Here is a 17,871-nt window from a genome sequence, read left to right as displayed (position 1 = left end):
CAGGTTGAGCGAGCTTTCGATGATGTACGACATTTGTCCTCAATCAACGGTTGGCTAAGGTACAAATATCAATGTGACATTACATTGCCGATTGTTTAGGATGACCGGTATAAGGTCAATAGTTTGGCATTTAAGTAATTCCAAATAGTTATAGACGGAAAATTGACGCAATAAAGCGTCAAGAGATCATCGACATAGTTCCGCCTGAAGTGGCTTGCCAGTGCCGCTCTGGCAGGGAAGTACCCATAGGGTCACACGGAGAGTCCAATGAGCAGCGTTGTAGCCATCGTCAAAAGCATTGTCGGCCAGGTTATTGCGGTATCCCCGGAGGGTATTCGTCGTGTGCTCATCGAAGGGGACCGCCTGTTGGCAGGTGAGGAAGTACTCACTGGCCCGGGCGGCGCAGTTACGCTTGAGCTGGCCGATGGCCGTCTGCTTGACCTGGGCCGTGACAGTCAGTGGAGTGCCGATGCGCCTGACAGCAGCACCGACCTGAGCCAGGCGACCGCCCAGGCCGCGCCGTCGGTGGAAGAACTGCAACAGGCGATCGCTGCCGGTGTCGACCCGACTACCGAGCTCGAGGCCACCGCAGCCGGCCCGTCCGCAGCGGGCGGCGGCGCGCTGGGCGGTGGTCACAGCTTCGTGATGCTCGAGGAAACCGCAGGCCGGGTCGACGCTACCGTCGGCTTCCCGACAGAAGGGCTAGGCTTTGCGGCTGTGATCGATAGCGAAGAGGTTGGCTTGCTGGATACCACCAGCAACAACCAGGTGACTACGCCGACGACAGACACCAACGTTGCGACAGACCTTGTTCTTGGCGCCACTCCTTCCATCAGCGAAGCGGGTGGCGTAATCGTCTATACCGCCACGGTTGGCCAGGCGCCGACCACCAACCTGATCGTCACCCTGTCCAACGGTGCCGTTATCGTCATCCCGGCCGGGCAGACCAGCGGCAGCGTCAATGTCGTGGTCCCGGCAAATGACACGCCTTATATCGACGGTGGCCAGATCTCGGCAACTGTCACGGGTACCACCGGTGGCAACGGCCTGACGGTGACAGTGCCGCAAACGCCGGCAGTTACCCAGGTTACCGATACCATCGATACCACCACTGCGACGCTGACGGCAAATCCGTCGGTGACCGAAGGCGGCGTGATCACCTACACCGTGACCCTGAGCAACCCTGCCCAGACGCCGGTGACCGTGACCCTGTCCAATGGCCAGACCATCACCGTTGAAGCCGGCAAGACCCAGGGCAGCGTTGACTTCCAGACCCCGGCGAACGACGTCTACAACAACGGCTCGACTGTCAGCGTCACCATCGAAAATGCCACCGGCGGTAACTTCGAGCAGCTGACCCCGAATCCGACCCCGGCTCAGACCACGATCAATGACTCGGTCGATAACACCACTGCGACCCTGACGGCGAGCCCGTCGGTGACCGAAGGCGGCGTGATCACCTACACCGTGACCCTGAGCAACCCTGCCCAGACGCCGGTGACCGTGACCCTGTCCAACGGCCAGACCATCACCGTTGAAGCCGGCAAAACCCAAGGCAGCGTTGACTTCCAGACCCCGGCGAACGACGTCTACAACAACGGCTCGACTGTCAGCGTCACCATCGAAAATGCCACCGGCGGTAACTTCGAGCAGCTGACCCCGAATCCGACCCCGGCTCAGACCACGATCAACGATTCGGTCGACACTACCACCGCGACCCTGACGGCTTCGCCAAGCGTCACTGAAGGCGGCGTGATCACCTACATCGTGACCCTGAGCAACCCTGCCCAGACGCCGGTGACCGTGACCCTGTCCAACGGCCAGACCATCACCGTTGAGGCCGGTAAAACCCAAGGCAGTGTCGACTTCCAGACTCCGGCGAACGACGTCTACAACAACGGCTCGACCGTCAGCGTCACCATCGAAAACGCCACGGGCGGTAACTTCGAGCAACTGACCCCGAATCCGACCCCGGCTCAGACCACGATCAACGATTCGGTCGACACTACCACCGCGACCCTGACGGCTTCGCCAAGCGTCACTGAAGGCGGCGTGATCACCTACACCGTGACCCTGAGCAACCCTGCCCAGACGCCGGTGACCGTGACCCTGTCCAACGGCCAGACCATCACCGTTGAGGCCGGCAAAACCCAAGGCAGTGTCGACTTCCAGACTCCGGCGAACGACGTCTACAACAACGGCTCGACCGTCAGCGTCACCATCGAAAACGCCACGGGCGGTAACTTCGAGCAGCTGACCCCGAATCCGACCCCGGCTCAGACCACGATCAATGACTCGGTCGATAACACCACTGCGACCCTGACTGCGAGCCCGTCGGTGACCGAAGGCGGCGTAATCACCTACACCGTGACCCTGAGCAACCCTGCCCAGACTCCGGTGATCGTGACCCTGTCCAATGGCCAGACCATCACCGTTGAGGCCGGCAAAACCCAAGGCAGCGTTGACTTCCAGACCCCGGCGAACGACGTCTACAACAACGGCTCGACTGTCAGCGTCACCATCGAAAATGCCACCGGCGGTAACTTCGAGCAGCTGACCCCGAATCCGACTCCGGCTCAGACCACGATCAACGATTCGGTCGACACTACCACTGCGACCCTGACGGCTTCGCCAAGCGTCACTGAAGGCGGCGTGATCACCTACACCGTGACCCTGAGCAACCCTGCCCAGACGCCGGTGACCGTGACCCTGTCCAACGGCCAGACCATCACCGTTGAGGCCGGCAAAACCCAAGGCAGTGTCGACTTCCAGACTCCGGCGAACGACGTCTACAACAACGGCTCGACCGTCAGCGTCACCATCGAAAACGCCACGGGCGGTAACTTCGAGCAACTGACCCCGAATCCGACCCCGGCTCAGACCACGATCAACGATTCGGTCGACACTACCACCGCGACCCTGACGGCTTCGCCAAGCGTCACTGAAGGCGGCGTGATCACCTACACCGTGACCCTGAGCAACCCTGCCCAGACGCCGGTGACCGTGACCCTGTCCAACGGCCAGACCATCACCGTTGAGGCCGGTAAAACCCAAGGCAGTGTCGACTTCCAGACTCCGGCGAACGACGTCTACAACAACGGCTCGACCGTCAGCGTCACCATCGAAAACGCCACGGGCGGTAACTTCGAGCAACTGACCCCGAATCCGACCCCGGCTCAGACCACGATCAACGATTCGGTCGACACTACCACCGCGACCCTGACGGCTTCGCCAAGCGTCACTGAAGGCGGCGTGATCACCTACACCGTGACCCTGAGCAACCCTGCCCAGACGCCGGTGACCGTGACCCTGTCCAACGGCCAGACCATCACCGTTGAGGCCGGCAAAACCCAAGGCAGTGTCGACTTCCAGACTCCGGCGAACGACGTCTACAACAACGGCTCGACCGTCAGCGTCACCATCGAAAACGCCACGGGCGGTAACTTCGAGCAACTGACCCCGAATCCGACCCCGGCTCAGACCACGATCAACGATTCGGTCGACACTACCACCGCGACCCTGACGGCTTCGCCAAGCGTCACTGAAGGCGGCGTGATCACCTACACCGTGACCCTGAGCAACCCTGCCCAGACGCCGGTGACCGTGACCCTGTCCAACGGCCAGACCATCACCGTTGAGGCCGGTAAAACCCAAGGCAGTGTCGACTTCCAGACTCCGGCGAACGACGTCTACAACAACGGCTCGACCGTCAGCGTCACCATCGAAAACGCCACGGGCGGTAACTTCGAGCAACTGACCCCGAATCCGACCCCGGCTCAGACCACGATCAACGATTCGGTCGACACTACCACCGCGACCCTGACGGCTTCGCCAAGCGTCACTGAAGGCGGCGTGATCACCTACACCGTGACCCTGAGCAACCCTGCCCAGACGCCGGTGACCGTGACCCTGTCCAACGGCCAGACCATCACCGTTGAGGCCGGCAAAACCCAAGGCAGTGTCGACTTCCAGACTCCGGCGAACGACGTCTACAACAACGGCTCGACCGTCAGCGTCACCATCGAAAACGCCACGGGCGGTAACTTCGAGCAACTGACCCCGAATCCGACTCCGGCTTCGACTGTCATCAGTGACAGCGTCGATACCGTAACCGTAAGCATCGTCAGCAACGGCAATGTGACCGAAGACCAGCAACCGTCCTTTACTGTGAAAGTAAGCCAGGCGCTGGACCGTCCGTTGACCGTAACTCTGTCGAACGGCGACACCGTGACGATCGAAGCCGGTAAGACCGAAGTCGAGTACAAGACCCCGGCTCAGGGCGATGACGTCTATCAAGACGCTGGATCCATCACCCTCAGCGTTACCGACGCTACCGTTCCAGGTGCCACCTTCGAGAAGCTGGACTTGGGTGGCCCGGCTACTGTTGAAATCTCGGACACTATCAGTGAAGTGGTGGCCAAGCTGACCGCCACGCCTTCGGTCACCGAAGGCGGCGAGATCACTTACACCATCACGCTGACCAACAAAGACGGTCTGCCGATCAACAACCATTCGGAGCTGTACTTCAAGCTCACCGATGGTACGACGGTTGTTGTGGCTGCCAACAGCACCACCGGCTCGGCCACTGCAACTGCGCCGGATAACGTCTATGTCGGTACTAACCAGCCGGTGGTCAACGCTATCGACGCGGTCAGCGGCGCAGACGCGTGGAAATTCGAAAACCTGAACCTGGACAAGACTCCGGTCAGCACCCAGGTCACCGACGAGCCAGGCACCCCGGGCAACGAAGGCGATATCGTCAAGGTCACCATCACCGCCGACCAGACCTCGGTGGCCGAGAACGTCAAACCGACGTTCACCGTGCACATCAACACCGCCCTGGCGCACGACCTGGTCGTGACCTTGAGCAACAATGCCCAAGTCACCATCAAGGCGGGCGAAACCAGCGCGCCGTACACCCATGCTGCGCAAGGCGACGACGTTTACCAGGATGCTGGCGAAATCACCCTGGGCATCAAGTCGGCGGTGGACGCTACCGGCGCTGCCTTCGAAAACCTGCAGTTGGGCGGTGACGCTTCGGTCAAAGTGACCGACACCATCGACGAAGTGGTGGCCAAGCTGACCGCTACGCCTTCGGTGACCGAAGGCGGCGAGATCACCTACACCATCACGCTGACCAACAAAGACGGCCTGCCGATCAACAACCATTCGGAGCTGTACTTCAAGCTGACCGATGGCACGACGGTCGTTGTGGCCGCCAACAGCACCACTGGTTCGGCCACTGCCACCGCGCCGGATAACGTCTATGTCGGGACTAACCAGCCGGTGGTCAACGCTATCGACGCGGTCAGCGGCGCAGACGCGTGGAAGTTTGAGAACCTGAACCTGGACAAGACCCCGGTCAGCACCCAGGTTACTGACGAGCCAGGCACCCCGGGCAACGAAGGCGATATCGTCAAGGTCACCATCACCGCCGACCAGACCTCGGTTGCCGAGAACGTCAAACCGACGTTCACCGTGCATATCAACGCCGCCCTGGCCCACGACCTGGTCGTGACCCTGAGCAACAACGCTCAAGTCACCATCAAGGCCGGGGAAACCAGCGCGCCGTACACCCACGATGCGCAGGGCGACGACGTTTACAACGACGCTGGCCAGATCAGCTTGGGCATCAACTCGGCGGTAGACGCCACCGGCGCGACCTTCGAGAACCTCGAGCTGGGCGGTGCGGCTACCGTTCAAGTCACCGACACCACCGACGAAGTCGTGGCCAAGTTGACCGCCACTCCTTCGGTTACCGAAGGTGGCGAGATCACCTACACCGTCACCCTGACCAACAAAGACGGCCTGCCGATCAACAACCATTCGGAGCTGTACTTCAAGCTGACCGATGGCACGACGGTCGTTGTGGCCGCCAACAGCACCACTGGTTCGGCCACTGCCACCGCGCCGGATAACGTCTATGTCGGGACTAACCAGCCGGTGGTCAACTCCATCGCGACTGTTGCGGGCGCTGACGTCGGCAAGTTCGAGCAACTGACCCTGGACAAGACCCCGGTCAGCACCCAGGTCACCGACGAACCAGGCACCCCGGGCAACGAAGGCGATATCGTCAAGGTCACCATCACCGCTGACCAGGTTTCGGTTGCCGAGAACGTCAAACCGACCTTCACCGTGCACATCAACACCGCCCTGGCCCACGACCTGGTCGTGACCCTGAGCAACAATGCCCAGGTCACCATCAAGGCGGGCGAAACCAGCGCGCCGTATACCCACGATGCGCAAGGCGACGACGTTTACCAGGATGCTGGCGAAATCACCCTGGGCATCAAGTCGGCGGTGGACGCCACTGGCGCTGCCTTCGAGAACCTGGAGTTGGGCGGTGACGCTTCGGTCAAAGTGACCGACACCATCGACGAGGTTGTGGCCAAGCTGACCGCAACGCCTTCGGTCACCGAAGGCGGCGAGATCACTTACACCATCACGCTGACCAACAAAGACGGCCTGCCGATCAACAACCATTCGGAGCTGTACTTCAAGCTGACCGATGGCACGACGGTCGTTGTGGCCGCCAACAGCACCACTGGTTCGGCCACTGCAACCGCGCCGGATAACGTCTATGTCGGCGCTAATCAGCCGGTGGTCAACGCTATCGACGCCGTCAGCGGCGCGGATGCGTGGAAATTCGAAAACCTGAACCTGGACAAAACTCCGGTCAGCACCCAGGTCACCGACGAACCAGGCACCCCGGGCAACGAAGGCGATATCGTCAAGGTCACCATCACCGCTGACCAGGTATCGGTGGCCGAGAACGTCAAACCGACGTTCACCGTGCACATCAACACCGCCCTGGCGCACGACCTGGTCGTGACCCTGAGCAACAATGCCCAGGTCACCATCAAGGCCGGTGAGACCAGCGCGCCGTACACCCACGATGCGCAAGGCGACGACGTTTACCAGGATGCTGGCGAAATCAGCCTGGGCATCAAGTCGGCGGTAGACGCCACCGGTGCTGCCTTCGAGAACCTGCAGTTGGGCGGTGACGCTTCGGTCAAAGTGACCGACACCATCGACGAGGTTGTGGCCAAGCTGACCGCAACGCCTTCGGTCACCGAAGGCGGCGAGATCACCTACACCATCACGCTGACCAACAAAGACGGCCTGCCGATCAACAACCATTCGGAGCTTTACTTCAAGCTGACCGATGGCACGACGGTCGTTGTGGCCGCCAACAGCACCACTGGCTCGGCCACTGCCACCGCACCGGACAACGTCTATGTCGGGACTAACCAGCCGGTGGTCAACGCTATCGACGCCGTCAGCGGCGCAGACGCGTGGAAGTTCGAAAACCTGAACCTGGACAAGACCCCGGTCAGCACCCAGGTCACCGACGAGCCAGGCACCCCAGGCAACGAAGGCGATATCGTCAATGTCACCATCACCGCTGACCAGGTATCGGTGGCCGAGAACGTCAAACCGACGTTCACCGTGCACATCAACACCGCCCTGGCGCACGACCTGGTCGTGACCCTGAGCAACAATGCCCAGGTCACCATCAAGGCCGGTGAGACCAGCGCGCCGTACACCCACGATGCGCAAGGCGACGACGTTTACCAGGATGCTGGCGAAATCAGCCTGGGCATCAAGTCGGCGGTAGACGCCACCGGTGCTGCCTTCGAGAACCTGCAGTTGGGCGGTGACGCTTCGGTCAAAGTGACCGACACCATCGACGAGGTTGTGGCCAAGCTGACCGCAACGCCTTCGGTCACCGAAGGCGGCGAGATCACCTACACCATCACGCTGACCAACAAAGACGGCCTGCCGATCAACAACCATTCGGAGCTTTACTTCAAGCTGACCGATGGCACGACGGTCGTTGTGGCCGCCAACAGCACCACTGGCTCGGCCACTGCCACCGCACCGGACAACGTCTATGTCGGGACTAACCAGCCGGTGGTCAACGCTATCGACGCGGTCAGCGGCGCGGATGCGTGGAAGTTTGAAAACCTGAACCTGGACAAGACTCCGGTCAGCACCCAGGTCACCGACGAACCAGGCACCCCGGGCAACGAAGGCGATATCGTCAAGGTCACCATCACCGCCGACCAGGCCTCGGTGGCCGAGAACGTCAGACCGACGTTCACCGTGCACATCAACACCGCCCTGGCCCACGACCTGGTTGTGACCTTGAGCAACAATGCCCAAGTCACCATCAAGGCCGGTGACACCAGCGCGCCGTACACCCACGATGCGCAAGGCGACGACGTCTACCAGGATGCTGGCGAAATCAGCCTGGGCATTAAATCGGCGGTAGACGCTACCGGTGCTGCCTTCGAGAACCTGGAGTTGGGCGGTGACGCTTCGGTCAAAGTGACCGACACCATCGACGAGGTTGTGGCCAAGCTGACCGCAACGCCTTCGGTCACCGAAGGCGGCGAGATCACCTACACCATCACGCTGACCAACAAAGACGGCCTGCCGATCAACAACCATTCGGAGCTTTACTTCAAGCTGACCGATGGCACGACGGTCGTTGTGGCCGCCAACAGCACCACTGGCTCGGCCACTGCAACCGCGCCGGATAACGTCTATGTCGGCACTAATCAGCCGGTGGTCAACGCTATCGACGCCGTCAGCGGCGCGGATGCGTGGAAATTCGAAAACCTGAACTTGGACAAGACCCCGGTCAGCACCCAGGTCACCGACGAACCAGGCACCCCGGGCAACGAAGGCGATATCGTCAAGGTCACCATCACCGCCGACCAGGTTTCGGTTGCCGAGAACGTCAAACCGACGTTCACCGTGCACATCAACCAGCCGCTGGCCCACGACCTGGTTGTGACCCTGAGCAACAATGCTCAGGTCACCATCAAGGCCGGTGAGACCAGCGCGCCGTACACTCACGATGCGCAAGGCGATGATGTCTACAACGACGCTGGCCAGATCAGCTTGGGCATCAACTCGGCTGTAGACGCCACCGGCGCTACCTTCGAGAACCTCGAGCTGGGCGGTGCGGCTACCGTTCAAGTGACCGACACCACCGACGAAGTGGTGGCCAAGCTGACCGCCACTCCTTCGGTTACCGAAGGCGGCGAGATCACCTACACCATCACCCTGACCAACAAAGACGGGCTGCCGATCAACAACCACGGCGCCTTGACCTTCACGCTGAGCGACGGTAAGACCGTCATCACCGTACCGGCCAACGGCACCAGCGGTTCGATCACTGTTACTGCCCCAGACAACGTCTACGTTGGCAGCAACCCTGCAGTGGTCAACTCCATCGCGACCGTTGCGGGCGCTGACGTCGGAAAGTTCGAGCAACTGACCCTGGACAAGACTCCGGTCAGCACCCAGGTCACCGACGAACCAGGCACCCCGGGCAACGAAGGCGATATCGTCAAGGTCACCATCACCGCCGACCAGGCCTCGGTGGCCGAGAACGTCAAACCGACGTTCACCGTGCACATCAACACCGCCCTGGCCCACGACCTGGTTGTGACCTTGAGCAACAATGCCCAAGTCACCATCAAGGCCGGTGACACCAGCGCGCCGTACACCCACGATGCGCAAGGCGACGACGTCTACCAGGATGCTGGCGAAATCAGCCTGGGCATTAAATCGGCGGTAGACGCTACCGGTGCTGCCTTCGAGAACCTGGAGTTGGGCGGTGACGCTTCGGTCAAAGTGACCGACACCATCGACGAGGTTGTGGCCAAGCTGACCGCAACGCCTTCGGTCACCGAAGGCGGCGAGATCACCTACACCATCACGCTGACCAACAAAGACGGCCTGCCGATCAACAACCACTCGGAGCTGTATTTCAAGCTGACCGATGGCACGACGGTCGTTGTGGCCGCCAACAGCACCACTGGCTCGGCCACTGCAACCGCGCCGGATAACGTCTATGTCGGCACTAATCAGCCGGTGGTCAACGCTATCGACGCCGTCAGCGGCGCGGATGCGTGGAAATTCGAAAACCTGAACTTGGACAAGACCCCGGTCAGCACCCAGGTCACCGACGAACCAGGCACCCCGGGCAACGAAGGCGATATCGTCAAGGTCACCATCACCGCCGACCAGGTTTCGGTTGCCGAGAACGTCAAACCGACGTTCTCCGTGCACATCAACACCGCCCTGGCCCACGACCTGGTCGTGACCCTGAGCAACAACGCTCAGGTCACCATCAAGGCCGGCGAAACCAGCGTGCCGTACACCCACGATGCGCAAGGCGATGATGTCTACCAGGATGCTGGCGAAATCACCCTGGGCATTAAGTCAGCGGTGGACGCCACTGGCGCTGCCTTCGAGAACCTCGAGCTGGGCGGTGCGGCTACCGTTCAAGTCACCGACACCACCGACGAGGTTGTGGCCAAGCTGACCGCAACGCCTTCGGTAACCGAAGGCGGTGAGATCACCTACACCATCACCCTGACCAACAAAGATGGCCTGCCGATCAACAACCACGGCGCCTTGACCTTCACGCTGAGCGACGGCAAGACCGTCATCACCGTACCGGCCAATGGCACCAGCGGTTCGATCACCGTGACCGCGCCGGACAACGTCTACGTTGGCAGCAACCCTGCAGTGGTCAACTCCATCGCGACCGTTGCGGGCGCGGATGTTGGCAAGTTCGAGCAACTGACCTTGGACAAGACGCCGGTCAGCACCCAGGTCACTGACGAGCCAGGTTCGGGTACTCCGGGCACTGGTAACCAGGGCGATCTGGTGCAGGTCACCATTACCGCCGACCAGACTTCGGTGGCCGAGAACGTCAAACCGACGTTCACCGTGCACATCAACACCGCCCTGGCCCACGACCTGGTCGTGACCCTGAGCAACAACGCCCAGGTCACCATCAAGGCGGGCGAAACCAGCGCGCCGTACACCCACGATGCGCAAGGCGACGACGTTTACCAGGATGCTGGCGAAATCAGCCTGGGCATCAAGTCGGCGGTAGACGCCACCGGTGCTGCCTTCGAGAACCTGCAGTTGGGCGGTGACGCTTCGGTCAAAGTGACCGACACCATCGACGAGGTTGTGGCCAAGCTGACCGCAACGCCTTCGGTCACCGAAGGCGGCGAGATCACCTACACCATCACGCTGACCAACAAAGACGGCCTGCCGATCAACAACCATTCGGAGCTTTACTTCAAGCTGACCGATGGCACGACGGTCGTTGTGGCCGCCAACAGCACCACTGGCTCGGCCACTGCCACCGCGCCGGATAACGTCTATGTCGGGACTAACCAGCCGGTGGTCAACGCTATCGACGCGGTCAGCGGCGCAGACGCGTGGAAGTTTGAGAACCTGAACCTGGACAAGACCCCGGTCAGCACCCAGGTTACTGACGAGCCAGGTACCCCAGGCAACGAAGGCGATATCGTCAAGGTCACCATCACCGCTGACCAGGTATCGGTGGCCGAGAACGTCAAACCGACCTTCACCGTGCACATCAGCACCGCCCTGGCCCACGACCTGGTCGTGACCCTGAGCAACAATGCTCAAGTCACCATCAAGGCCGGCGAAACCAGCGTGCCGTACACCCACGATGCGCAAGGCGACGACGTTTACAACGATGCTGGCCAGATCAGCCTGGGCATCAACTCGGCTGTAGACGCCACTGGCGCTACCTTCGAGAACCTCGAGCTGGGCGGTTCGGCTACCGTTCAAGTGACCGACACCACCGACGAAGTCGTGGCCAAGTTGACCGCCACCCCTTCGGTCACCGAAGGCGGCGAGATCACCTACACCATCACGCTGACCAACAAAGATGGTCTGCCGATCAACAACCACGGCGCCTTGACCTTCACGCTGAGCGACGGCAAGACCGTCATCACCGTACCGGCCAACGGCACCAGCGGTTCGATCACTGTTACTGCCCCAGACAACGTCTACGTTGGCAGCAACCCAGCAGTGGTGCAGTCGATCGCGACTGTTGCAGGCGCGGATGTCGGCAAGTTCGAGCAGCTGACCCTGGACAAGACGCCGGTCAGCACCACCGTCACCGACGAACCAGGTACCCCTGGCACCCCAGGCGGCACCAACGAAGGTGACCTGGTCAAGGTCACCATCACGGCCGACCAGACTTCGGTGGCCGAGAACGTCAAACCGACGTTTACCGTGCACGTCAACCAGCCGCTGGCCAACGACCTGGTCGTGACCCTGAGCAACAATGCTCAGGTCACCATCAAGGCCGGCGAAACCAGCGCGCCGTACACCCACGACGCGCAAGGCGATGACGTTTACAACGATGCTGGCCAGATCAGCCTGGGCATCAACTCGGCTGTAGACGCCACTGGCGCTACCTTCGAGAACCTCGAGCTGGGCGGTGCGGCTACCGTTCAAGTGACCGATACCACCGACGAAGTGGTGGCCAAGCTGACCGCAACGCCATCGGTTACCGAAGGCGGCGAGATCACCTACACCGTCACGCTGACCAACAAAGATGGTCTGCCGATCAACAACCACGGCGCCTTGACCTTCACGCTGAGCGACGGCAAAACCGTCATCACCGTACCGGCCAATGGCACCAGCGGTTCGATCACCGTCACTGCTCCGGACAACGTCTACACCGGCACCAACGCTCCGGTCGTGAAGGCCATCCAGTCGGTCACGGGCGCTGATGTCGGCAAGTTCGAGCAGCTGACGCTGGACAAGACCCCGGTCAGCACCGCCGTCACCGACGAGCCAGGTTCGGGCACTCCGGGCACCGGTAACCAGGGCGACCTGGTGCAGGTCACCATCACGGCCGACCAGACCTCGGTGGCCGAGAACGTCAAACCGACGTTCACCGTGCACATCAACACCGCCCTGGCGCACGACCTGGTCGTGACCTTGAGCAACAATGCACAGGTCACCATCAAGGCCGGCGAAACCAGCGCGCCGTACACCCACGATGCGCAAGGCGACGACGTTTACAACGACGCTGGCCAGATCAGCCTGGGCATCAACTCGGCTGTAGACGCCACTGGCGCTACCTTCGAGAACCTCGAGCTGGGCGGTGCGGCTACCGTTCAAGTCACCGACACCACCGACGAAGTGGTGGCCAAGCTGACTGCCACTCCTTCGGTCACCGAAGGCGGCGAGATCACCTATACCATCACGCTGACCAACAAAGATGGTCTGCCGATCAACAACCACGGCGCCTTGACCTTCACGCTGAGCGACGGCAAAACCGTCATCACCGTACCGGCCAATGGCACCAGCGGTTCGATCACCGTCACTGCTCCGGACAACGTCTACACCGGCACCAACGCTCCGGTCGTGAAGGCCATCCAGTCGGTCACGGGCGCTGATGTCGGCAAGTTCGAGCAGCTGACGCTGGACAAGACCCCGGTCAGCACCGCCGTCACCGACGAGCCAGGTTCGGGCACTCCGGGCACCGGTAACCAGGGCGACCTCGTGCTGGTGACCATCACCGCCGACCAGACCTCGGTGGCCGAGAACGTCAAACCGACGTTCACCGTGCACATCAACACCGCCCTGGCGCACGACCTGGTCGTGACCTTGAGCAACAATGCACAGGTCACCATCAAGGCCGGCGAAACCAGCGCGCCGTACACCCACGACGCGCAGGGCGATGACGTTTACAACGACGCTGGCGAAATCAGCGTTGGCATCAAGTCGGCGGTAGACGCGACCGGCGCTACCTTCGAGAACCTCGAGCTGGGCGCTGCGGCTACCGTTCAAGTGACCGACACCACCGACGAGGTGGTGGCCAAGCTGACCGCAACGCCATCGGTTACCGAAGGCGGCGAGATCACCTACACCGTCACCCTGACCAACAAAGACGGCCTGCCGATCAACAACCACGGCGCCCTGACCTTCACGCTGAGCGACGGCAAAACCGTCATCACCGTACCGGCCAACGGCACCAGCGGTTCGATCACCGTCACTGCTCCGGACAACGTCTACGTCGGCAGCAACCCTGCAGTGGTCAACTCCATCGCGACCGTTGCGGGCGCTGACGTCGGCAAGTTCGAGCAGCTGACCCTGGACAAGACGCCGGTCAGCACCACCGTGACCGACGAACCAGGTTCGGGCACTCCGGGCACCGGAAACCAGGGCGACCTGGTGCAGGTCACCATTACTGCCGATCAGACCTCGGTGGCGGAAAACGTCAAACCGACGTTCACCGTGCACATCAACACCGCCCTGGCCCACGACCTGGTCGTGACCCTGAGCAACAACGCTCAGGTCACCATCAAGGCCGGCGAAACCAGCGCGCCGTACACCCACGATGCGCAAGGCGATGACGTTTACAACGACGCTGGCGAAATCAGCGTTGGTATCAAGTCGGCGGTAGACGCCACTGGCGCTACCTTCGAGAACCTCGAGCTGGGCGGTGCGGCTACCGTTCAAGTGACCGACACCACCGACGAAGTGGTGGCCAAGCTGACCGCAACGCCATCGGTTACCGAAGGCGGCGAGATCACCTACACCATCACCCTGACCAACAAAGACGGCCTGCCGATCAACAACCACGGTGCCCTGACCTTCACGCTGAGCGACGGCAAAACCGTCATCACCGTACCGGCCAATGGCACCAGCGGCTCGATCACCGTCACTGCTCCGGACAACGTCTACGTTGGCAGCAACCCAGCAGTGGTGCAGTCGATCGCGACCGTTGCGGGCGCGGATGTTGGTAAGTTCGAACAGCTGACCCTGGACAAGACGCCGGTCAGCACCACCGTGACCGACGAACCAGGTTCGGGTACTCCGGGCACTGGTAACCAGGGCGATCTGGTGCAGGTCACCATTACCGCCGACCAGACTTCGGTCGCCGAGAACGTCAAACCGACGTTCACCGTGCACATCAACCAGCCGCTGGACCACGACCTGGTCGTGACCCTGAGCAACAATGCTCAGGTCACCATCAAGGCCGGCGAAACCAGCGCGCCGTACACCCACGACGCGCAGGGCGATGACGTTTACAACGACGCTGGCGAAATCAGCGTTGGCATCAACTCGGCGGTAGACGCTACCGGCGCCACCTTCGAAAACCTGGAGTTGGGCGGCGCTGCAAAAGTGGATGTCACCGACACCACTGACGAAGTCGTGGCCAAGCTGACCGCGACGCCTTCGGTCACCGAAGGCGGCGAGATCACCTACACCGTCACCCTGACCAACAAAGATGGTCTGCCGATCAACAACCACGGCGCCCTGACCTTCACGCTGAGCGACGGCAAAACCGTCATCACCGTACCGGCCAACGGCACCAGCGGTTCGATCACCGTCACTGCTCCGGACAACGTCTACGTCGGCAGCAACACTCCGGTAGTGCAGTCGATCGCGACTGTTGCAGGCGCGGATGTCGGCAAGTTCGAGCAACTGACCCTGGACAAGACACCGGTCAGCACCACCGTTACCGATGAACCAGGTACCCCTGGTACCCCAGGTGGCACCAACGAAGGTGACCTGGTCAAGGTCACCATCACGGCCGACCAGACTTCGGTGGCCGAGAACGTCAAACCGACGTTCACCGTGCACGTCAACCAGCCGCTGGCCCACGACCTGGTCGTGACCCTGAGCAACAATGCTCAGGTCACCATCAAGGCCGGCGAAACCAGCGCGCCGTACACCCACGACGCGCAGGGCGATGACGTTTACAACGACGCCGGTGAAATCAGCGTTGGTATCAAGTCGGCGGTAGACGCTACCGGTGCGACCTTCGAAAACCTGGAGTTGGGCGGCGCTGCGAAAGTGGATGTCACCGACACCACCGACGAAGTGGTGGCCAAGTTGACCGCCACCCCTTCGGTCACCGAAGGCGGCGAGATCACCTATACCATCACCCTGACCAACAAAGATGGTCTGCCGATCAACAGCCACGGCGCCCTGACCTTCACGCTGAGCGACGGCAAGACCGTCATCACCGTACCGGCCAATGGCACCAGCGGTTCGATCACCGTGACCGCGCCGGACAACGTCTACGTTGGCAGCAACCCAGCAGTGGTGCAGTCGATCGCGACCGTTGCGGGCGCGGATGTTGGTAAGTTCGAACAGCTGACCCTGGACAAGACGCCGGTCAGCACCACCGTTACCGATGAACCAGGTACCCCTGGTACCCCAGGTGGCACCAACGAAGGCGATCTGGTCAAGGTCACCATTACCGCCGACCAGACTTCGGTGGCCGAGAACGTCAAACCGACGTTCACCGTGCACATCAACACCGCCCTGGCGCACGACCTGGTCGTGACCTTGAGCAACAATGCCCAGGTCACCATCAAGGCCGGTGAGACCAGCGCGCCGTACACCCACGATGCGCAAGGCGACGACGTTTACCAGGATGCTGGCGAAATCACCCTGGGCATCAAGTCGGCGGTGGACGCTACCGGCGCTGCCTTCGAAAACCTGCAGTTGGGTGGTGACGCTTCGGTCAAAGTGACCGACACCATCGACGAAGTGGTGGCCAAGCTGACCGCTACGCCTTCGGTGACCGAAGGCGGCGAGATCACTTACACCATCACGCTGACCAACAAAGACGGCCTGCCGATCAACAACCATTCGGAGCTGTACTTCAAGCTCACCGATGGCACGACGGTCGTTGTGGCCGCCAACAGCACCACCGGCTCGGCCACTGCAACCGCGCCGGATAACGTCTATGTCGGGACTAACCAGCCGGTGGTCAACGCCATCGACGCCGTCAGTGGGGCGGATGCGTGGAAGTTTGAAAACCTGAACCTGGACAAGACCCCGGTCAGCACCCAGGTCACCGATGAGCCAGGCACCCCGGGCAACGAAGGCGACCTGGTCAAGGTCACCATCACCGCTGACCAGGTTTCGGTGGCCGAGAACGTCAAACCGACGTTCACCGTGCACATCAACCAGCCGCTGGCCCACGACCTGGTCGTGACCCTGAGCAACAACGCTCAAGTCACCATCAAGGCCGGCGAAACCAGCGCGCCGTACACCCACGACGCGCAGGGCGACGACGTCTACCAGGATGCTGGCGAAATCACCCTGGGTATCAAGTCGGCGGTAGACGCCACCGGTGCGACCTTCGAGAACCTCGAGCTGGGCGGTGCGGCTACCGTTCAAGTGACCGACACCACCGACGAAGTGGTGGCCAACCTGACCGCCACTCCTTCGGTCACCGAAGGCGGTGAGATCACCTATACCGTCACCCTGACCAACAAAGATGGTCTGCCGATCAACAACCACGGCGCCTTGACCTTCACGCTGAGCGACGGCAAGACCGTCATCACCGTACCGGCCAATGGCACCAGCGGTTCGATTACCGTCACTGCTCCGGACAACGTCTACGTCGGCAGCAACACTCCGGTAGTGCAGTCGATCGCGACTGTTGCAGGCGCGGATGTCGGTAAGTTCGAACAGCTGACCCTGGACAAGACGCCGGTCAGCACCACCGTTACCGATGAACCAGGTACCCCTGGTACCCCAGGTGGCACCAACGAAGGTGACCTGGTCAAGGTCACCATCACGGCCGACCAGACTTCGGTGGCCGAGAACGTCAAACCGACCTTCACCGTGCACATCAACCAGCCGCTGGCCCACGACCTGGTCGTGACCCTGAGCAACAATGCTCAGGTCACCATCAAGGCCGGCGAAACCAGCGCGCCGTACACCCACGACGCGCAGGGCGATGACGTTTACGACGACGCCGGTGAAATCAGCGTTGGTATCAAGTCGGCGGTAGACGCTACCGGTGCGACCTTCGAAAACCTGGAGTTGGGCGGCGCTGCGAAAGTGGATGTCACCGACACCACCGACGAAGTCGTGGCCAAGCTGACCGCGACGCCTTCGGTCACCGAAGGCGGCGAGATCACCTACACCGTCACCCTGACCAACAAAGATGGTCTGCCGATCAACAACCACGGCGCCCTGACCTTCACGCTGAGCGACGGCAAAACCGTCATCACCGTACCGGCCAACGGCACCAGCGGT

1 protein-coding gene (running past one end of the window) is annotated in these 17,871 nt (G+C 61.4%); it reads left to right on the top strand.

All coding sequences use genetic code 11. From position 1 onward, the window contains the following. The first annotated feature begins 267 nt into the window (after positions 1–267). A protein-coding gene (locus N805_RS31065) for an immunoglobulin-like domain-containing protein (protein ID WP_046811335.1) crosses the window boundary here: on the top strand, positions 268–17,871 show its 5' portion. It continues 13,539 nt past the right edge of the window; 17,604 of the gene's 31,143 nt are visible here — the first part of the coding sequence; its start codon is at positions 268–270; its stop codon lies beyond the right edge, outside the window.

Source organism: Pseudomonas putida S13.1.2, assembly GCF_000498395.2.
Taxonomy (GTDB): Bacteria; Pseudomonadota; Gammaproteobacteria; order Pseudomonadales; family Pseudomonadaceae; genus Aquipseudomonas; species Aquipseudomonas putida_Q.
The sequence above is the reverse complement of the archived record's forward strand: the minus strand, read 5'-3'. Positions and strand labels throughout refer to the sequence as shown.